The following is a 21,063-nucleotide window of genomic DNA, read 5'->3' as shown; positions in this document are numbered from 1 at the left end:
CAGGCAGGTAACCCGTGTCCTTTAACCACTACTACCAAAGCGAACTCACCGCGCTGCGCCAGCTGGGTCGCCGTTTCGCCGAGCGTAGTCCGGCCCTGGCGCCGTTCCTGGGCCAGGCCGGACGGGATCCGGATGTGGAGCGCCTGCTCGAAGGTTTCGCCTTTCTCACTGGTCGCCTGCGACAGAAGCTCGATGACGAGCTGCCGGAACTCAGCCACTCGCTGATGCACTTGCTGTGGCCGAACTACATGCGGCCGTTGCCGGCGTTCAGCATTCTGCAGTTCGACCCGCTGAAGCAGTCCGGGCCGGCCCTGCGCGTGGAGCGTGATACGCCGGTGGAGAGCAAGCCCATCGATGACGTGCGCTGCCGCTTCCGCACCTGCTACCCGACCGAAGTCCTGCCGCTGGACCTGACGGCGCTGAACTACTCGGTGAAAGGCGACGGCGCGCTGCTCAGCCTGCGCCTGGAGATGAGCTGCGACGGCCACCTCGGCGAGTTGAACCTGAGCCGTCTGCGCCTGCACCTGGCGGGCGAGCGCTACATCAGCCAGATGCTCTACCTGAGCCTGCTGCGCAACCTCGAAGGCATCGAGCTGGTGCCGCTGGGCATGGACGGCAAGCCGTTCCCGGGTGTCAGCGGCAATGCCATGTCGTTCAAGATGCCCGGCAACCGCGTGCAGCCGGTGGGCTTTGCCGAGGAAGAGGCGTTGATCCCGTATCCGCTGAATACCTTCCGCGGCTATCGCTACCTGCAGGAGTATTTCGCCTTCCAGGACAAGTTCCTGTTCGTCGACCTGGACGGCCTGGACCTGCTCAAATCGCTGCCGGAGGACACCCTCAAGCAGCTGCACGGCCTGGAAGTGCGCTTCGACATCCGCAAGAGCGGCATCCAGCGCCTGCGGCCGACCCTGGACAACGTGAAGCTGTATTGCACGCCGATCGCCAACCTGTTCAAGCACGACGCCCTGCCGATCCGCCTCGACGGCAAGCAGGACGAGTACCTGCTGCTGCCGGCCGAATACGACCTGGAAAACTGCGGCGTGTTCTCGGTGGAAACCGTGACCGGCTGGAAGCCCGGCGGCCTGGGTTACCAGGAATACGTGCCGTTCGAATCCTTCGAGCACGACCCGAGTTTCGACGTCCCGCAAAGCCGCCCGCACTACAGCATCCGCCAGCGTTCCTCGCTGCTGCACGACGGCCTGGACACTTACCTGAGCTTCGGCATCCGCCACACCGAAGCCCACGAAACCCTGTCCATCGAGCTGACCTGCACCAACCAGAACCTGCCGCGCCGGCTCAAGCTCGGCGAGATCAACCAGGCGTGCGAGGAAACCCCGGAGTTCCTCAGTTTCCGCAATATCACCCCGGCCACCTCGAGCTACGCGCCACCGCTGAACCGCGACTTCCTGTGGAAGCTGATCAGCAACATGTCGCTCAACTATCTGTCGCTGGCCAACGTCGATGCGCTCAAGGTGATTCTCGAAACCTACGACTTGCCGCGCTACTACGACCAGCACCTGGAAAAGGTCAGCAAGCGTCTGCTGGGCGGGCTCAAGTCGATCCGCCACGAGCATGTCGACCGGCTGCATCGGGGCCTGCCGCTGCGCGGTTTGCGCACCGAGCTGACCATCGATCCGGAAGGCTATATCGGTGAAGGCGACATGTTCGTCTTCGCCTCGGTTCTCAACGAGTTTTTCGCTCTTTACGCCAGTCTCAACTCGTACCACGAGCTGCGGGTAAAAAGTACACAGGGAGAGGTGTACCAATGGACACCACGTATGGGTCTACAGCCCCTGCTTTAAGCGGGCTGACCCGGGTCATTCGCGAGTACTCGCTGTTTCAGGCCGTGCTGCTGGTGGTGGACCGGCTGCGCGATTCCCACCCGGGCCTGAGCGAAGAGGATCTCTACGACCAGCTGGAATTCCAGGCCAATCCGAGCCTGGGTTTCCCTGGCAGCGACGTCGATCGCGTGGAGTTTTTCGAAGAGCACGGGCAGATGCGCGCGCGCCTGCGGTTCAACCTGATCGGGCTGTTCGGCTCCGGCTCGCCGCTGCCGGCGTTCTACGGTGAACAAGCCCTGGGCGACAGCGAAGACGGCAACCCGACCCGCAACTTCCTCGACCTGTTCCACCATCGCCTGCAACGGCTGATGCTGCCGATCTGGCGCAAGTACCGTTACCGCGCCAGCTTCAAGAGCGGCGCGCTCGACCCGTTTTCCGCCCAGCTGTTCGCCCTGATCGGCCTCGGCGGCGAAGACATCCGCAAGGCCAAGGAACTGAACTGGAAGCGCCTGCTGCCGTACCTCGGCCTGCTCAGCCTGCGGGCCCACTCGGCGGCATTGATCGAGGCCGTGCTGCGCTACTACTTCAAGCATGCGGACCTGGTGATCGAGCAGTGCATCGAGCGCCGGGTGGAGATTCTCGAAGAGCAGCGCAACCGCCTCGGCCGCGCCAACAGCCAGCTCGGCGAAGACCTGGTGCTGGGCGAACGGGTGCGCGACCGCAGCGGCAAGTTCCGCATCCATATCCGCCAGCTCGACTGGCAACGCTTCCACGAATTCCTGCCGATCGGTTTCGGCTACCAGCCGCTGTGCGCGCTGGTGCGGTTCACCCTGCGTGACCCGCTGGACTACGACATTCGCCTGGTCCTGCGCCAGGAAGAAATCCGCGAACTGCGCATCGGTGAGCAGAACGCCTGTCGCCTGGGGTGGACCAGTTGGCTCGGCCGCGAACGCGCGGACGGCGTGGTGACCCTGGGCAGCAAAATTCATTAAGGACAGATGACATGATCAACGTAGACCTGCAGCAACTGATCCAGGCGCTGGACGCCGAAACCCGCCGTGACCTGGAAAGCTCCGCCGAACGTTGTGTTGCCCGGGGCGGCAGCAAGATCCTGGTCGAAGACCTGCTGCTGGGCTTGCTGGAGCGTCCGCAAGGCTTGCTCGCACGCGCGTTGCAGGACGCCGAAGTGGATGCCGGCGAGCTGAGCGCGGCGCTGCAATCGCGGGTCGAACACAGTGCCTCGCGCAACCCGGTGTTCGCCCCGGAGCTGGTGCAGTGGCTGCAGGACGCCTTGCTGGTGGCCAACCTCGAACTGGGCCAGAGCCAGGTCGAGCAGGCGGCGCTGATCCTCGCGCTGCTGCGCAACCCGATGCGTTATGCCGGTAGCCGTTACCAGCCGCTGCTGGCCAAGCTGAACATCGAGCGCCTGAAGGATTTCGCCCTGTCACAGAAGGAAGAGCCGGCCAGCGGCAAGCCGGCAGCGCCGGGCGAATCGCTGTTGCAGCGCTTCACCCACAACCTGACCCAGCAGGCGCGCGAGGGCAAGCTTGACCCGGTGCTGTGCCGCGATGGCGCGATCCGCCAGATGGTCGACATCCTTGCCCGTCGCCGCAAGAACAACCCGATCGTGGTCGGCGAAGCCGGTGTCGGTAAGACCGCGGTGGTCGAAGGCCTGGCCTCGCGCATCGCCGCCGGTGAAGTGCCGCAAGTGCTCAAGGGCGTCGAGCTGCTGTCGCTGGACATGGGCCTGCTGCAAGCGGGCGCCAGTGTGAAGGGCGAGTTCGAGCGCCGCCTCAAGGGCGTGATCGACGAGGTCAAGGCTTCGCCTAAGCCGATCATTCTGTTTATCGACGAAGCCCACACCCTGATCGGCGCCGGTGGCAACGCCGGCGGCTCCGACGCGGCCAACCTGCTCAAGCCAGCCCTGGCCCGTGGCGAGCTGCGCACCATCGCCGCCACCACCTGGGCCGAGTACAAGAAGTACTTCGAGAAAGACCCGGCCCTGGCCCGTCGCTTCCAGCCGGTGCAGTTGCACGAGCCGACCGTCAGCGAGGCGGTGACCATCCTGCGTGGCCTGGCCCAGGTCTACGAGAAAAGCCACGGTATCTACCTGCGCGACGACGCGGTGGTGGCCGCGGCCGAACTGTCGGCCCGCTACCTGGCCGGCCGCCAACTGCCGGACAAGGCGGTGGACGTGCTCGACACCGCCTGTGCCCGGGTGCGCATCAGCCTGGCGGCGGCGCCGGAGAGCCTGGAGCGCCTGCGTGGCGAGCTGGCCGAAGGTGGCCGTCAGCGTCAGGCGCTGCGCCGCGACGCCGAGGCCGGCCTGGTGATCGACCAGGAAGCCCTGGACGCGCTGGAGGCCCGCCTGGCCGAGGCCGAGGCCGAGCAGCAAGCCCTGGAAACCCTGTGGAGCGAACAGCGCACCTTGGCCGAGCGCCTGCTCGAACTGCGCCAGCAACTGGCCAAGGCCCGCGAGGCCGCGGCGGTCGAGCCGACCGTCAGCGTTGAAGAAGATGCCGAAGGCACGGTGATCGAGACCCTCGCCGCCGAAGTGGAAGAGGGGCAGAGCGTCGAGGCGCTGGAAGCCGCCCTCAACGAAACCCATCGCGCCCTGAGCGATGCCCAGAGCCAGGAGCGCCTGGTCAGCTTCGAAGTCTGCCCGCGCCTGGTGGCCGAAGTGATCAGTGCCTGGACCGGCGTGCCGCTGACGCAACTGGCCCGCGAGCACAACGCCAAGGTCGCGAGTTTCGCCACCGACCTGCGCGCGCGCATTCGTGGTCAGGAGCAGGCGGTGCACGCCCTGGATCGTTCGATGCGCGCCACCGCCGCTGGCCTGAACAAGCCGGACGCGCCAGTGGGCGTGTTCCTGCTGGTGGGCCCGAGCGGCGTCGGCAAGACCGAAACCGCCCTGGCCCTGGCCGACCTGCTGTACGGCGGCGACCGCTTTATCACCACCATCAACATGTCCGAGTTCCAGGAGAAGCACACCGTGTCGCGCCTGATCGGCGCGCCTCCAGGCTACGTCGGCTACGGCGAGGGCGGGATGCTCACCGAGGCGGTGCGGCAGAAACCCTATTCGGTGATTCTGCTCGACGAGGTCGAGAAAGCCGACCCGGACGTGCTCAACCTGTTCTATCAGATCTTCGATAAAGGCGTGGCCAACGACGGCGAAGGGCGCGAGATCGACTTCCGCAACACGCTGATCCTGATGACCTCGAACCTGGCCAGCGACCGCATCAGCGCGCTGTGCGAGAACGGCGAGCGGCCGAGCGCCGAGACCCTGGAAGAGACCATTCGCCCGGTGCTCAGCAAGCACTTCAAGCCGGCGCTGCTGGCGCGCATGCGCGTGGTGCCGTACTACCCGGTGGGCGGCCCGGTGCTGCGCGAACTGATCGAAATCAAGCTGGGCCGTTTAGGTGAACGCCTGAACCGTCGCCAGCTGGATTTCACTCACTGCCAGAACCTGGTCGACCATCTGGCCGAGCGCTGCACCCAGAGCGAAAGCGGCGCGCGCCTGATCGATCATTTGCTCGATCTGCACGTACTGCCGCTGGTGGCCGACCGCCTGTTGGACGCCATGGCCACCGGCGAGAACCTCAAGCGCGTGCACGCGACGCTCGACAGCAGCGGCGGCGTGACCTGCGAGTTCGCCTGAGGTGGGTGTGATGTTCACTCGTGTACCGCAACCGCTGATCTACGCCGAGGCGCTGCTGGCGCAGTTCGCCAGCCTGTCGCGGGCGGCCGACGGTGGCGCGCTGCTGGGCGATTTCGTGCGCGGTGTGGCCGGGCTCAGCGGTTGCGAGCTGAGCCAGCTGTACCTGCTCGATGCCACTCATACCCGGCTCGGCCTCAGCGCCGAATGCCTGGGCGGCATCCTGCAACCGCGGGAAGCGGCAAGCCTGCCGGCGGACTACAACGGTGAGCAGTTGCTGCAGTTCGCCCTGTGCCAGAACCGCGTGGTGAGCCTGGTGGGGTTGAGCGGCAGCCTGCACGAAACCAGTTTTCTGCCGGCCCGGGACACGCCCTGGCAGTCGCTGTTGTGCGTGCCGCTGGTGAACACGCAAAAGGCTGTCGAGGGCCTGCTGCTGTGCGCCAGTCGCGAACATGTCGACCTGCAGGGCTTCGCCGATTCCATGGGCCAGCTGGGCTCGTTCGTGCTCGGGCAATTGCACCTGCTGCAACGCCTGCGGCGTCCGGTGGGCGACGCGGCGCCGGTGGCCAGCACCCCGGTCAGCGCCAGCGGCTACGGGCTGATCGGCAACAGCACGGCCATGCGCCAGACCTACCAGTTGATCAGCAAGGTGCTGCACAGCCCCTACACCGTATTGCTGCGCGGCGAGACCGGCACCGGCAAGGAAGTGGTGGCGCGGGCCATCCACGACTACGGCCCGCGACGCTCCCAGGCGTTCATCGTGCAGAACTGCGCGGCGTTCCCGGAGAACCTGCTGGAGAGCGAGCTGTTCGGCTACCGCAAGGGCGCCTTCACCGGCGCCGATCGCGACCGTCCGGGGCTGTTCGACGCGGCCAATGGCGGCACCCTGTTACTGGACGAAATCGGCGACATGCCGCTGTCCCTGCAGGCCAAGCTGCTGCGCGTGCTGCAGGAGGGCGAGATCCGTCCGCTGGGTTCCAACGACACCCACAAGATCGACGTGCGCATCATCGCCGCGACCCACCGCGACCTGGCGGTGCTGGTCAGCGAGGGCAAGTTCCGCGAGGACCTGTACTACCGCCTGGCGCAGTTCCCGATCGAGCTGCCGGCCCTGCGCCAGCGCGAAGGCGACATCCTCGACCTGGCCCGGCACTTCGCCGACAAGGCCTGCGCCTTCCTCCAGCGCGACCCGGTGAGCTGGTCGGAAACCGCCCTCAATCACCTCTCGGGCTACACCTTTCCGGGCAACGTGCGCGAGCTCAAGGGCCTGGTGGAGCGGGCGGTGCTGCTGTGCGAAGGCGGCGAGCTGCTGGCCGAGCATTTCTCCCTGAGCATCGAAGCGTTGCCGGAGGAACCCGGGCTGAACCTGCGCGAACGCCTGGAGAAGGTCGAGCGTCATCTGCTGCTCGATTGCCTGCGCAAGAACGACGGCAACCAGACCCTGGCGGCCCGCGAGCTGGGGTTGCCCAGGCGCACGCTGCTGTACCGCCTCGGGCGGCTGAACATCAATCTTGGCGACTTCGAGGGTTAGCGCGACATGACTTTCCCCAGCGCCTTTTTCGTTTCGCCAGGCGTCGCCCGCAAGGGTCGGCGCTTTGTGCATTGTCTACCCATGGAGACCCTCTGATGTCTGTTCGTCACTGGCAAGCCGCCCTGCTGGCTCTGATCGTTCTCAGCGGCCTCGGCGGCTGTAGCGGCAATTACAAATTCAACGACAACACCTATCGCCCATTGGGTGATCCGCAGGCGGTCAATCGCGGCAAGTGACCGCAAGGAGCATCATCATGGAACTGGTTTTCGAAATGCTGAACACCAAGCAGTTCGTGCCCACGGAGTTGAGCAGCAAAACCTTCAAGCAGGCCGGCGGGGTGATCGGGCGGGGCGAGGATTGCGACTGGATCATTCCGGACCGCAAGCGTCACCTGTCCAATCACCACGCGATCGTCAGCTACCGCGACGGTACGTTCTTCCTCACCGATACCAGCAGCAATGGTATCCAGGCCAGCGACAGCGGCGCGCGCCTGCGCAAGGGCGAGCCGCAGCGTATCGAGCACGGCAGCGTCTATGTGCTGGGGGATTTCGAGATCCGCGCGCGCCTGGTGCGCGATCCGGCGACCTTCGACACCGAAGTCGGGCGTCCGCAGGCCGCTGGCAGCATCATTCCCGATGACGCATTCCTCGACCTCGACCCGCTCAACGCGCTGGATCAGCAGGAGCGGGTGTATTCGGAAATCGACGAGCTGACCGCGCTCAACACGCCGCGCCAGGAACCACGCCAGCGCGCGGACTATGCGCGCATCGACATGGAAAGCCTGCTGGTGCCGGAACTGGTGGCGCAGCCCGAGGCACCGGTCGCCGTCGAGCCGGCCCCGGTGGAACGCCAGAGCGAAGGCTTCTGGGAGCATTTCGGCGCGGCGCTGGGGGTGGACCTCAAAGGCCTCGATCACGACGCCCGCGAAGCCCTGGCAATCGATGCCGCGCGCCTGCTCAAGCAAAGCATCGGCGGCCTGCAGCAGAGCCTGCGCACCCGCAGCGAGCTGAAAAACGAACTGCGCCTGGCCCTGACCACCGCCCAGGGCGGCAGCAAGAACCCACTGAAGTTCGCCGTGGACGCCAGCGAAGCGCTGGGCATCCTGCTGCAAGGCAACAAACCCGGCCAGTTGCCGGCCGAGCAGGCGATCTCCCGTGCCTTCCGCGATCTGCAGGCGCATCAGGTGGCGCTGCTGACCGCCAGCCGCGCGGCCGTGCGCGGCACCCTCGAGCATTTCTCGCCGCAGCAGCTGACCCTGCGTTTCGAGCGCGACAACAAGCCGTTGCTGGCCACCTCCGGCAGCCGCTGGAGAGCCTACAACCGCTATCACCAGGCCCTGCGTCAGGACGATGACTGGAGCGAACGCCTGCTGGCCCGTGACTTCGCCCAGGCCTACGAAGAACAGATCCGCCTGATCTCCACCCTTCACACCGAACACCAAGGATGATGCGCATGTCTCGCTGCTCGACCCTGTTACTCAAGACGCTGGCCATGCTGACCGCCCTGGCGTTGCTGGCCGGCTGCTCGTCGCTGTCGCCGTACTCGACCATGACCAAGCTCAACCTCAAACTGACCGCCAGCGACCAGCTCAACCCGGACCTCAACGGTCGCCCGTCGCCGATCGTGGTGCGGCTGATCGAGCTCAAGCATCCGGTGGCCTTCGAGAACGCCGATTTCTTCAGCCTCTACGAGCGCGCCAAGGAGTCCCTGGCGCCGGACATGGTGGCCAGCGAAGAACTGGAACTGCGCCCGGGTGAAACCGTGGAACTCAAGCTCAGCGTCGAAGAAGGCAGCCGCTACGTCGGCGTGCTGGCGGCCTACCGCGATATCTCCGAAGCCCAGTGGCGCTATGTGGTGCAGCTCACTCCGGTGGAGCTGACCGAAGCCGATCTGACCCTCGACCAGGCCGGTATCCGCACCAGCAACGCAACGCTCGCCAAGGCGGACAAGTAATCATGAACGTGCATAAAGTCATTTGGCAGGAAGGCATGTTGCTGCGCCCGCAGCACTTCCAGCACAACGATCGCTACTACGACTACCAGATGAAAACCCGCACCCAGTTGCTGGGCAGTTATTCCTGGGGTTTCCTGAGCCTGGAGATCGACCTGCAGTTCCTCAACATGGGCAAGCTGGTGATCAGCCAGGCCTCCGGCATCCTGCCTGACGGCAGCCTGTTCGAGCTTGGCGGCAACACCGAACCGCTGGCCCTCGACGTGCCGCCGAACACCGGTAACACCCCGGTCTACCTGGCCTTGCCGCTGGTGACCGGCAACCACATCGAGTCGCGCCGTCCGGAGCAGTCCGATGTGCTGGCGCGCTACACCGCCTACGAGGCGGAAGTGGCCGACTCCAACGCCGGCGACGATTCCAGCAGCCAGGTCAGTTGCGCCCGGCCGGACTTCCGCCTGTTGCTGGGCGAGCAACAGAGCGACCAGGCCTATGTGAAGCTCAAGCTCTGCGAAGTCCTCGACACCACGCCCGACGGGGTGATCAGCCTCGACCCGGACTTCGTGCCGACCTTCATCCACGCTCATGCCTCGAGCTACCTGCTGTCGTGCCTGAAAGAAGTGATCAGCATGCTCAGCCACCGCGGCGACACCATCGCCGACCGGATCCGCTCCAACGGCAAGGTCGGCGGCGCCGAAGTCGGCGACTTCATGATGCTGCAACTGATCAACCGCACCGAACTGCTGCTGCGCCACTACCTGGGCCTGGAGCAGGTGCACCCGGAAGAGCTGTATCGCACGCTGCTGACCATGCTCGGCGATCTGGCGACCTTCGCCAGCGACAGCAAGCGCCCGCGCCTGGACAGCCGCTACCAGCACAGCGACCAGGGCGCGAGCTTTCGCAAGTTGATGGACGCGATCCGCCAGGTGCTGTCGATGGTGCTCGAACAGCACGCCATCGAGCTGGTGCTGCAGGCGCGTCAGTACGGGATCATCGTGTCGCCGTTGCACGACCACAAGCTGCTGGGGTCGGCCTCGTTCGTCCTGGCCGCCAGTGCCAACTGCGACTCCGAAGAACTGCGCCATCGCTTGCCGGCGCACCTCAAGGTCGGCCCGGTGGAGCGGATTCGCCAGCTGGTCAACCTGCACCTGCCGGGGATCAAGGTCAAACCCTTGCCGGTGGCGCCACGGCAGATCGCGTTCCACTCCAACAAAACCTATTTCATCCTCGAACTCAGTTCCGAAGACCTGGCGCAACTGGAGCGTTCCGGCGGTTTCGCCTTCCACGTGTCCGGCGAATTCGCCGAGCTTGAACTGAAATTCTGGGCCATCAGGAACTGACCGACATGATCAAGGACATGGAACACAACCAGGACGACAAGACCGTCCTGCTCGATCGCCAGGGCCATGGCCCGGCGCAGAGTCCGCTGACCGATTTCGCCGCGCCGCCGCGCTTCGAGCAACTGGAAGAGCGGATGATCTACGCCGCGCGCCTGCGCCCGGCCGAGGCCTTCAACATCAGCCTGAACGCGCTGGTGGCGGCGGCCTCGGACCTGTTGTCGGAAGTGGTGCGCCTCAAGCACAGCGACACCCGCGAAGACCTGTACGCGCTCAACGAGCGCCTGACCTCGGCCCTGAAGCTGTTCGAGGTGCGCGCCCTGCACAACGGCGCCGAAAGCAGCCAGGTCATGGCCGCCCGCTACGTACTGTGCACCGTGGTCGACGAGGCGGTGGTCACCACCCCGTGGGGCAATGAAAGCGAGTGGTCGCAGATGAGCCTGCTCAGCAGCTTCCACAACGAGACCTTCGGTGGCGAGAAGTTCTTCCAGCTGCTGGACCGGCTGTCGAAGAACCCGGTCAAGCACCTGCCGATGCTGGAGCTGATGTACCTGTGCCTGTCGCTGGGCTTCGAGGGCAAGTACCGGGTCATGGCCCGCGGCATGCTCGAACTCGAAGGCATTCGCGATGCGCTGTACCGGCAGATCCGCCAGCTGCGTGGCGACGTGCCGCGCGAGCTGTCGCCACACTGGGAAGGCTTGCACGACAAGCGCCGCAGCCTGGTGCGCATCGTGCCGTGGTGGATGGTCGCGCTGTTCACGGTGGTCTGCCTGGTGGTGATGTATTCGGGGTTCGCCTGGGTTCTGGGCGAGCAGCGCGAGACCGTTCTGCAACCTTATCAGCAGCTTGACCCGGCCGTGGTCCAGCCCCAGCCGTAATACAGGGACGTGTGATGAAAAACTTCTTCAAGAAAGTCGGCGCCTTCCTGCGCAAGACGTGGGTCTGGACGCTGTTGCTGGTGCTGTTCGTGGCACTGCTGGTGTGGTTCGTCGGGCCGCTGCTGGCGGTCAACGACTACAAGTTCTGGGAAAGCGCGACCTCGCGCCTGCTGACCATCAGCGTGCTGTTCCTGATCTGGGGCCTGACCATGGTCTTCGTCAGCTGGCGCGCCGGGGTCCGCAAGAAAGAAATGGAAGACAGCGAAGACGGCCAGGAACGCCTGCGCCGCGAAGAGCTGATCGACGAGGAACAGAAAGAGCTGCGCAGCCGCTTCAAGGAAGCCATGCGCACCCTCAAGACCTCCAGCCTGTACCGCGGGCGCAGCGAGCGCTGGCGCAACGACCTGCCCTGGTACCTGCTGATCGGTCCGCAGAGCAGCGGCAAGACCAGCCTGCTGGACTTCTCGGGCCTTGAGTTCCCGATCAACAAGATCGACCGCAAGCTGACCCGCGACACCGTCGGCACCCGGCATTGCGACTGGTACTTCGCCGACCACGGCGTGCTGATCGACACCGCCGGCCGCTACCTGACCCAGCCCGACGCGGAAGTCGACGCCAGCGCCTGGAGCACCTTGCTCAACCTGCTGCGCAAGCGCCGTCGCGGGCGTCCGCTCAATGGCGTGCTGGTGACCATTCCGGTGGAGCTGCTGCTGAGTGGCAACGAGCAGGATCTCGAGACCCTGGCGCGCCAGGTCCGCGCGCGCCTGCAGGACGTGCATCAGAAACTGCATGTCGATGTGCCGGTGTACCTGGTGCTGAGCAAGGCCGACCAGTTGCTGGGCTTCGACGAGTTCTTCGACCAGCTGAGCCGCGAGGAAAGCGACCAGGTGCTCGGCACCAGCTTCCGCAAGGAACAGAACGGCACCGACGTCGCCGTGCTGCGCCAGGAGTTCGAAGAGCTGCTGCGGCGCCTGAACAGCCAGGTGATCATGCGCATGCACCAGGAGCGCGACACCCAGCGCCGTGGCCGCATCCTCGACTTCCCGCACCAGTTGGGCCAGATCGGCGAGCGCCTGTGCCTGTTCGTCGACATGGCGTTCACCGGCAACCGCTACCAGCGGGCCAGCCAGCTGCGCGGTTTCTACCTGACCAGCGCGCCGCACCTGACCGAAAAGCTCGACCCCGACACCGCCAGCATCGGCGCCAGCCTGGGCATGGCGGCCGGCGTGCTGCCGACCCTGCGCAGCGGCCGTTCGCGCTTCATTCACCACCTGCTGAGCCGGGTGATTTTCCCCGAGGCCGACCTGGCTGGCCTGGACAAGCGCGAGCGTAATCGCATCCATTGGGGCCAGCGTGCGCTGTACGTTGGCGCGCTGGTGGCCCTGGCCTTGTTCGGCCTGCTCTGGGCCGGCGGTTTCTCCGCCAACTACGAGCGCCTGGAAAACCTGCGCTCCCTGGCGCAGAACTGGAACCAGCAGCGCACCGCGCTGACCGCCCGCGACGACGCGATGGCGGCGCTCAAGACCCTGGACACCAGCTTCGAAGCCACCAAGGTGTTCCCGGCCAAGGGCGACGTCTCGCTGCACGAGCGGGTCGGCCTGTACCAGGGCGAGGAAAGCAACCCGGTGGTGCTCAGCGCCTACGAGCGTGAGCTGCAAGCGCAGCTGTTGCCACGGGTGGCGCAGATGCTCGAAGGGCAGATCCGCAGCAACATGCGCGACCGCGACCGCCTGCTCAACAGCCTGCGGGCGTACCTGATGCTGAACATGCAGGATCGCCGCGATCCGTCCTGGCTCAAGGATTGGGTGGCGACTGACTGGTCGACGCGCTACGCCGGCAACACCGCGGTGCAGAACGGCCTGGGCGCGCACTTCGAACGCCTGCTCAAGCTGCCGTTCAGCTACCCGCTCAACGACACGCTGGTGGCCCAGGCGCGCCAGGTGCTGCGCAGCGAGTCGCTGGCCAACGTGGTCTATCGCGTGCTGCGCGAACAGGCGCGGAGCCTGCCGGAGTACCGCCTGAGCCAGCACCTGGGGCCGCAGGGCAGCCTGTTTGTCGGCACCGACTACGCGATCCCGGGCTTCTACACCCAGCAGGGTTACCAGCAGTATTTCTCGGTCCAGGGCACGGCGCTGGTCACCGATATCCTGCGTGACAACTGGGTGCTGGGCGAAGGCAGCGGCATCAGCGGCATGGACCTGCGCCGCCTGATGGTGGAGCTGGAGCAGCTGTACTTCCGCGACTACGCCAACTTCTGGAGCGAAGCAGTGGGCCAGGTCGGCCTGCAGCCGTTCAACGATGCCGGCGAAGGCGCCGATCAGGTCGCTGGCCTGACCTCGGCCAACTCGCCGGTGCTGCAACTGTTGGTGGAAGTGCGTGAGAACACCCGCTTCCAGGCCATCGCCGAAAGCGCCGAAGACGTGACCGCCGCGGCGGATAAAGCCGCCGAGAAGGGCGGGGCGCTGGGCAAGGTCGCGGCGGCTGCCGCGGGCAAGGCCCAGGAAGCTTTGGCCAAGAACCTGCCGGACACCGCGAAGAAGTCGCTGCAACGTCGCTTCGAACCGCTGCACCGCCTGCTGGATGACAACAACGGCCCGGCGGCGGACCTGACGCCAGCGCTGCAAGCGTTGAACGACCTGCAACTGCAACTGGCCGGCCTGGCCCGTGCCAGCGCGCCCGAGCAGGCGGCGTTCGAAATGGCCAAGACCCGCATGAGCGGCCAGCGCGATGCCCTGAGCAACCTGCGCAACGCCTCGGTGCGCCTGCCGCGTCCGGTGAGCGTGTGGTTCAACGTGCTGGCGGAAGACACCTGGCGCCTGGTGCTCAACGACTCCTACCAGTACCTCAACCAGCGCTATCAGAGCGAGCTGTACAGCTTCTACGGCAAGGCCATCAGCAAGCGTTATCCGTTCAGCGCCCACAGCACCAGCGATGTCGCCATCAGCGACTTCCGCGAGTTCTTCAAGGCCCAGGGCATCGCCGATCGCTTCTTCGAAAACTACATGCGGCCTTTCGTCAGCGGCGATCCGGGCAACTACCGCCTGCGCAGCATCGACGGCCACAGCCTGCCGATGTCCAAGGTCTACCTCGACCAGATGGCCGCCGCCCAGGTGATCCGCCAGAGCTTCTTCTCGGAGAACCCGGCGGAGCCGCAGGTGCAGTTCAAGCTGGAGCCCTACACCCTGGACCCGGCGGTGAGCCGTTCCGAGTTCCGCTTCGGCGACAAGACCATGGAATACCGCCATGGCCCGATCGTGCCGGTGTCCTTCAAGTGGCCGACCGATGCCGAAGACGGTCGCACCAGCCTGGTGCTGGACAAGATGGCCGGGCGCCCGGTGGGTATCGAAAAGAACACCGGCCCCTGGTCGCTGTTCCGTCTGTTCGACCTGATGCAGACCGAGTACCTGACCGGCCGTGACGTGCTGGTGCTCAAGGCCGACCTGGGCGGCCTGCGCGCCAACTACCTGCTGATGAGCCAGCGCACGCCGAACCCGTTCGACATGGGCGTGCTGCGTACCTTCCGCATGCCGGTGCAGCTCTGATGCTGGTTGCCAGTACCTGGCGCAGCGCTGCGCGTACCGACCCGGGCAAGGTTCGGGCGCGCAACGAAGATGCCTTCCTCGACTGTCCGGAGCAGGGGCTCTGGGTGGTCGCGGACGGCATGGGCGGGCATCAGGGTGGCGACATCGCCAGCCAGTTGATCGTCGCCAGCCTGGCCGAGTTGCCGGCGCAAGACAGCTTCGACGAGCGGCTCAAGGGCCTGCGCCAGTGCCTGCACTGGCTCAACCGGCGCCTGGGCCAGGAGTTGACCGTCACCGCCGAGCGCCACGACAGCATCATGGGCAGCACCGTGGTCGCGCTGTTGCTGGAAGGTGACCGCGCGGCGTGCATCTGGGCCGGCGACAGCCGCTGTTACCTGTGGCGCGGGCAGCGTCTGTACCAGCTGTCCAAGGACCATTCGCTGCAGCAGCAACTGATCGACGAGCAGCAGATGAGCGTCGAGCAGGCGCGGGCCCATCCGGCGGCCAATGCCCTGACCCGGGCGGTGGGCGCCAGCGAGCAGCTGACCCTGGATGTGCTGGAGCTGCAGGTCTACCCCGGCGATGCCTTCCTGCTGTGCAGCGACGGCCTGTACCAGGGCCTGACCAGCGACGCGCTGGGCAATGCCTTGAGCCTGGCTTCGCCGCAAGTGGCGCTGGAGCGTCTGTTCGACGGCGCCCTGCGTGGTTCGGCGCGGGACAACCTGACAGCCGTGGTGATCCGCCAATGAGTGATCTCAAATCCGGTCTGGATAACATCCTGATGAGCGAGGAAGAGGCCAGCAACCTGACCTATTTCGCCTTCGCCAAGGCTAATGAGGCGCCGCGTCCCGTGGCGCCCAAGGCCAAGGGCAAAGGCCGCAACCGCTCCAGGAACCGCCCCCGTTCCAAGGCCCAGGCCGTGGTGCCGGTGGGCGGGTTGCCGGACGTATTGGCCGGACGTTACCGCCTCGAGCGCCTGCTCGGGGCCGGTGGCATGGGCGCGGTCTACCGCGCGCGGGATCTGCTGCATGAGCAGTTCGGCGATCCCGACCCTTACATAGCGCTCAAAGTCATGAGCGAAGAATTTTCCGAGACGCCGGATGCCAGCGCCTTGCTCTACAGCGAGTTCGCCCTGACCCGACGCCTGCGCCACCCGAACGTCGTGCGCCTGCACAGCTTCGAGGTGGACACCCAGTGCCAGCGCGCCTTCATCACCATGGAGCTGATGCGCGGCCTGACCCTGGACAAACTGCTCTGCGAGCGGCCGTTGGGGCTGCCGTGGAAAGAGCTGCGCGATGTGGTGCGGCCACTGCTCGATGCCCTGGCGTACAGCCACGCTCGCGGTGTGCTGCACGGCGACCTGAAGCCGAGCAACGTGATGCTCTGCGAAGACGGCGTGCGGCTGTTCGACTTCGGCCTGAGCCAGGCCGAGGAGGGCATCCTTCCCGGCCTGCCGCAACTGAGCCGCAGCCGCTTCAACGCCTGGACGCCCGGCTATGCCGCCCCCGAATTGCTGGAGGGCGGGGCCTTGTCGGCCAGCGCCGATCTGTACGCGGTGGCCTGTGTGATCTATGAGCTGGCCTGCGGCAAGCACCCGTATCGCCGGTTGCCGTCGACCCAGGCCCGCGACGAACGCCTGGACCGCTCGCTGCAGGCGCCCAGGCATCTACCCAGACACTGTTGGCCAGCCCTGCGCGCGGCGCTGGCCCTCGACGCGGCGGAGCGCACCATTTCCGCCCAAGCATTGCGCGACGCCATGCGCGCGGATTCGTCCTGGCTGCAACGCTGGTTCCATCGGCGTAACGGATGACCATCGAACAGGGAGCAAGCTATGTTCAATCCTTCCAATGAAACCCACTTCAGCCTGACAGTCGACGACTTCCAGGGTGACTTGCAGGTGCTGTCTTTCGAGGGGATCGAAGGCATCAGCCAGCCGTTCCGTTTCGATCTGGAGCTGGTCAGCGAGAACCCCGACTTGGACCTGGAAACCCTGCTGCACAAGCAGGCGTTCCTGGCCTTCGATCCCCAGGGTTCGGGCATCCACGGCCAGATCTACCGTGTGGCTCAGGGTGATGCCGGCAAGCGCCTGACCCGCTACCAGGTGTCGCTGGTGCCGCAGCTGGCCTACCTCGAGCACCGCACCAATCAGCGCATCTATCAGCAGCTGTCGGCACCGAAGATCATCGCCCTGATCCTCGAAGAGCACGGCATCCAGGGCAACGCCTACCGGTTCCAGCTCGGTACGCCGTGCCCGGAGCGCGACTACTGCGTGCAGTACGACGAGACCGACCTGCACTTCATCCAGCGCCTGTGCGAAGAGGAAGGCCTGCATTACCACTTCCAGCACAGCCCGCAGGGCCACCTGCTGGTGTTCGGCGACGACCAGACCGTGTTCCCCAAGCTCGGCCAGCCCACCGCCTATATCCAGGGCAGTGGCATGGTCGCCGACGAGCCGGTGATCAAGGGTTTCAACCTGCGCCTGGAAACCCGCACCCGCCGTACTACTCGACGCGATTACGACTTCGAGAAGCCGCGCCTGCAACTGGAAGCGGCCTATAAACCCGAGACCGACAGTGAAGAACCGGACCTGGAAGACTACGACTACCCGGGCCGTTTCACCGACCGCGCGCGTGGCAAGTTCCTCAGCCAGCGCGCCCTCGAACGCCACCGTGCCGACTACCAGCAGGCCGAAGGCTGGGGCGACCAGACGCGACTGGTCAGCGGCCACTTCCTGGAACTGTCCGAGCACCCGCGCAGCGAGTGGAACGACCTGTGGCTGCTGACCCATATCGTTCATGAAGGCAAGCAGCCGCAGGTGCTGGAAGAGTCGGTGACCAGCGACACCACCGACAACAAGGACGACTTCCACCAAGGCTACCGCAACCGCTTCCTCGCCACGCCGTGGCAGGTGTTCTACCGTCCGGCCCTGAACCACCCGAAACCGCGGGTGCTGGGCAGTCAGACCGCGGTGGTCACCGGGCCCAAGGGCGAAGAAATCCACTGCGACCAGTACGGCCGGGTCAAGGTGCAATTCCATTGGGACCGCGAGGGCAAGGCCGACGACAAGACCAGCTGCTGGCTGCGCGTGTCCTCCAGCTGGGCCGGCGACCGCTACGGCGCCCTCGTTATTCCGCGGATCGGCATGGAAGTGCTGGTGACCTTCCTCGAAGGCGACCCCGACCAGCCGCTGATCACCGGCTGCCTGTACCACAAGGAACACCCGGTGCCCTACAAGTTGCCGGCGAACAAGACCCGCACCGTGTTCAAGTCCATGAGCTCACCGGGCGGCGCCGGCTACAACGAACTGCGCATCGAAGACAAAAAAGGCGCCGAACAGATCTTCATCCACGCCCAGCGCGACTGGGATGAAAACATCGAGCACGACCAGAAAATCCGCATCGGCCATGAACGCCACGACACGGTGGAAAAGAACACCTACACCGAACTCAAGGCCGAAGAGCACCGGATCACCCACGCCGACCGCAAGACCGAAACCAAGGTGGATGACCACCTGACCGTGGGCGAAAACCAGCACATCAAACTCGGCACCGCGCAACTGACCAAAGCCGGCCAGGAAATCCACCTCAAGGCCGGCGCCAAGATGGTGATCGAAGCCGGCAGTGAACTGACGATCAAGGCCGGGGGGAGCTTTATCAAGCTCGATGCCGGCGGCGTCACGGTGGTGGGGGCGGTGGTGAAGATCAATGCGGGGGGAGCTCCGGGGAGTGGGGCGGGGATTGGGATCAAGATACCGGGTCTGCCAGGGGCGGCCGATGCGGACAAGGCTGGCAGCCTGATGGAGGAAGCATTGGCCAACCCGGCGAAAGAAACCGTGCCGGGTCAGCTGTGCATTCGTATTTCCCCGTTGCCCAACATGCCGGGGTATCCGGATGAGCCCTATCAGCTCTACGCCGATGGCGCACTTATCGACAAAGGCTTCAGCGACGAGAAGGGCAATGTGCTTTTCCAGCATATTCCCGGTACCCGCAACTATTCGGTGGAAACGGTGAACGGACACCGTTTCAACCTGGACATGAGCGAAACCTCGACCGAACAGACGCGCCAACGCAGTGAGCGCCTGGGGCGTGAGGGATATCGCGACTTCCCGGGTGCGGCTGCCTCTCTGGAGGCGTTGAGCAGCAGTGAGGCGTTCCGCCAATTGTGGGCGGATCAAAGCGAGCAGGAAGAGTAAAGGAAGCACTCCATGACATACCTCGATCAGAAACTGTCGATCTCGCTTGAAGAAAGCGCCGCAACCCTGACTTCGGATTGGTTCGCCCACAAGAACAATCCGCTAAGCCCGCCACGTCCGGCAGGCAACGTGGTGACGCCGCTGGTGTGTGGCGAGGAAGCCTTCAAGAAGGTCTATGAATGCATCCAGGCAGCTACGAAAAGCATTGACCTTATCAGTTGGGGCTTCGACCCGGGATTGCGTCTCGACCGGGCCTCGACCGACAGCCCCAGTCTGGGAAAACTGCTCAGGCAGAAGGCCGAAAGTGGTGTCGAGGTACGGGTACTGATCTGGAACAACCGGCTGGCCCAGCTCGGTGAAAACTCGGTGATCGGCGAGGGCTGGAGCGGCGCCGGCGGAACATCGATGGGTTCCGGAATGACCGCGGGCAAGCCGGCTGACACCAGCGCCCTGGGTGAAAAACGGAAAAAGCTCCTGGAAAAACAGCAGCAGGAGCAGGCACGCCTGGAAAAACTTCCGGCAAACGACGAGGCCGGCCGACGAGCCACGCGCGACCGTCTGATCGACATCCAGCAAAGCCTGGATGCCCTGGACAGCGGCTACACCAAGGGCCGTGATTCGGGAGGGACGGTTCAAGCCCCGAACGAACAGGTCGAGACCCGAGATTGGTATCGCTGGGTACACAGCCGCGAAGCCCGCAATATCGAGTTTCGTACGCGGGACTTCAAACTCGTAGGAGAGTTGACCTACGACGATCAAAATGGCCTGCGCATGCATTGGGGACGTCTTGCCATCCTGTGGCGACTGCTCAAGGACGAGTCTCACGATGTGCCCTTCATGCAGATGCTGGCCCTGAGCCTATTTCCCAGCCATCACCAGAAAACCCTGGTGGTCGACTACATGGACCCGCAAAAAGCGAAAGGTCTTGTGATGGGCCACAATCTGCAGCGCAACTACTGGGACACCACCGCCCACGCCTACGACGATGCAGCCGGCAAGCGCGATCTGGGCTTCGGCCCCTGGCAGGACCTTTCCCTATTTGTACGCGGTCCGGTGCTGTTCGATCTCAATCACAATTTCTGCAATGCCTGGGACAAGAGCAGCAGTTGGATACGCCGTGTCTTCAAGGGGACCCTGAATCACGAGCGGTCGTCGGTCAAACCACTGAGCCTGATCCTCGATGGTGGAGAGCCCGCGCAGATTTGCCGGACTCAACCGGAAGAAGGCCCGGAAAAAACCATTCTCGAGGTATATGAAAAGGCCCTGGGCAATGTGCATCAGTACGCCTATATCGAGAACCAATACTTCCGCTACAAACCGCTGGCCGAACGCCTGAAGAAAGTTGCCGCCGACTACGTCGCTGCCGGCAAACAACAGGACTTGCACCTGTTCGTGGTCACCAACAACCCGGAGAGCGGGCATTTCTCCAGTTCCACCTACGAGATGCTCGACACCCTTGGCCAGGGCGAACTGATGCCCCTGGCCCACCGCGACCTGCTCTACGATCAACGCCAGCTTGCCTATCGCCAGCGCGAACTGAAGGCCCGCGACGAATCGCCGGCACGCGATCAGGAGCTGGCCAAGGTACAGACGCAAATGCATGAGCAGGGTATCGATCCGAGTCGCGCCGATGAACTCCTGGCCATGGACCCCAACAAACACTACAACCAGGCCGCGGCTCGCGAACTGGAGCCGGAGATGCTGCCGCCCAAGGGGTTGAAAATCATTGTCGCGACTCTGGTCAGTTGCAAGGACGGCGGCGAAACCGCTACTGCCAAGACGCGCGAGCAGCGCCAGACCGAACGCGATATCACCGAACATCTCGGCCCGGAACAAGGAATGGCGCAGTACAAGTCCATCTATGTACACAGCAAGCTGCTGCTGGTGGACGACCTCTTCTTCACCCTGGGTTCCGCCAACATCAACGAACGCAGCCTGAACTCCGACTCCGAACTGAATATCGCAATGCCAAGCCCGCAAACCACCCGGACCTGGCGGGAGCGGTTGTGGGGGATGCATTCGGGGAAAACAGTTAAAAGCAATAAGCCTACCTTGAGTGAGAATGTTGCAGATGATTATGAAATATGGGATCGAGTAATAACGGACAATTGGGAGAAACAGAAGAAAAAACTTCCGTTGGTTGGAACAATAGTTCGATTCTGGGATGTGGTGACACCTTATGCAAAAGCTGTTGATTAATACAATATTCGCCATATTTTTT

At 64.5% G+C, this 21,063-nt stretch carries 14 protein-coding genes; all 14 read left to right on the top strand.

Features of this window, described 5'->3' with window-relative positions; all coding sequences use genetic code 11:
• Nucleotides 1-14: 14 nt before the first annotated feature.
• The 14 genes from tssF (at nt 15) to AC3RCP_RS00235 (ending at nt 21,041) form a co-directional block, all read left to right on the top strand.
• Nucleotides 15-1,802, top strand: coding sequence for a type VI secretion system baseplate subunit TssF (gene tssF, locus AC3RCP_RS00300; RefSeq protein WP_101336283.1), 1,788 nt, complete (start codon nt 15-17; stop codon nt 1,800-1,802).
• Complete coding sequence (gene tssG / locus AC3RCP_RS00295; protein ID WP_007930277.1) at nt 1,766-2,773, top strand: type VI secretion system baseplate subunit TssG; 1,008 nt, start codon at nt 1,766-1,768, stop codon at nt 2,771-2,773. Before tssF ends, tssG begins: the two co-directional genes overlap by 37 nt.
• An 11-nt stretch (nt 2,774-2,784) precedes the next feature.
• A complete protein-coding gene (gene tssH, locus AC3RCP_RS00290; protein WP_007930275.1) occupies nt 2,785-5,439 on the top strand; it encodes a type VI secretion system ATPase TssH in 2,655 nt (884 codons plus the stop codon).
• Nucleotides 5,440-5,449: 10 nt separating this feature from the next.
• Complete coding sequence (locus AC3RCP_RS00285) at nt 5,450-6,967, top strand: sigma-54 interaction domain-containing protein (protein WP_062824223.1); 1,518 nt, start codon at nt 5,450-5,452, stop codon at nt 6,965-6,967.
• A 95-nt stretch (nt 6,968-7,062) separates the two neighbouring features.
• The gene (locus tag AC3RCP_RS00280) at nt 7,063-7,203 is read left to right on the top strand and encodes a hypothetical protein (RefSeq protein WP_007930271.1); all 141 of its coding nucleotides are present in this window, start codon (nt 7,063-7,065) and stop codon (nt 7,201-7,203) included.
• Between the two features lie 17 nt (nt 7,204-7,220).
• A complete protein-coding gene (tagH, locus tag AC3RCP_RS00275; RefSeq protein WP_101336282.1) occupies nt 7,221-8,414 on the top strand; it encodes a type VI secretion system-associated FHA domain protein TagH in 1,194 nt (397 codons plus the stop codon).
• Between the two features lie 5 nt (nt 8,415-8,419).
• Nucleotides 8,420-8,920 (top strand): type VI secretion system lipoprotein TssJ, encoded by a 501-nt coding sequence (gene tssJ / locus AC3RCP_RS00270; protein ID WP_007930268.1) that lies wholly within the window; start codon nt 8,420-8,422, stop codon nt 8,918-8,920.
• 2 nt (nt 8,921-8,922) lie between these two features.
• The gene (tssK, locus tag AC3RCP_RS00265) at nt 8,923-10,254 is read left to right on the top strand and encodes a type VI secretion system baseplate subunit TssK (RefSeq protein ID WP_007930267.1); all 1,332 of its coding nucleotides are present in this window, start codon (nt 8,923-8,925) and stop codon (nt 10,252-10,254) included.
• A gap of 5 nt (nt 10,255-10,259) precedes the next feature.
• Complete coding sequence (icmH, locus tag AC3RCP_RS00260) at nt 10,260-11,129, top strand: type IVB secretion system protein IcmH/DotU (protein WP_007930266.1); 870 nt, start codon at nt 10,260-10,262, stop codon at nt 11,127-11,129.
• A 14-nt stretch (nt 11,130-11,143) separates the two neighbouring features.
• Nucleotides 11,144-14,671 (top strand): type VI secretion system membrane subunit TssM, encoded by a 3,528-nt coding sequence (tssM, locus tag AC3RCP_RS00255; RefSeq protein ID WP_492570562.1) that lies wholly within the window; start codon nt 11,144-11,146, stop codon nt 14,669-14,671.
• Nucleotides 14,671-15,399: a PP2C family protein-serine/threonine phosphatase gene (locus AC3RCP_RS00250; RefSeq protein WP_007930264.1), complete on the top strand. Its 729-nt coding sequence runs from the start codon at nt 14,671-14,673 to the stop codon at nt 15,397-15,399. Before tssM ends, AC3RCP_RS00250 begins: the two co-directional genes overlap by 1 nt.
• A complete protein-coding gene (locus AC3RCP_RS00245; RefSeq protein ID WP_492570563.1) occupies nt 15,396-16,460 on the top strand; it encodes a serine/threonine-protein kinase in 1,065 nt (354 codons plus the stop codon). The genes AC3RCP_RS00250 and AC3RCP_RS00245 overlap by 4 nt, the downstream gene beginning before the upstream one ends.
• Nucleotides 16,461-16,481: 21 nt before the next feature.
• Nucleotides 16,482-18,842 carry a type VI secretion system Vgr family protein gene (locus AC3RCP_RS00240; RefSeq protein WP_492570564.1) on the top strand — a complete coding sequence of 787 codons (2,361 nt, stop codon included), beginning with the start codon at nt 16,482-16,484 and terminating at the stop codon, nt 18,840-18,842.
• 12 nt (nt 18,843-18,854) lie between these two features.
• Entirely contained in the window at nt 18,855-21,041 is a 2,187-nt protein-coding gene (locus AC3RCP_RS00235) for a phospholipase D-like domain-containing protein (protein WP_492570565.1), read from the top strand.
• Nucleotides 21,042-21,063: the final 22 nt, after the last annotated feature.

It is taken from the genome of Pseudomonas sp. GW822-FHT05A08, from assembly GCF_058800485.1.
The sequence above is the reverse complement of the archived record's forward strand: the minus strand, read 5'-3'. Positions and strand labels throughout refer to the sequence as shown.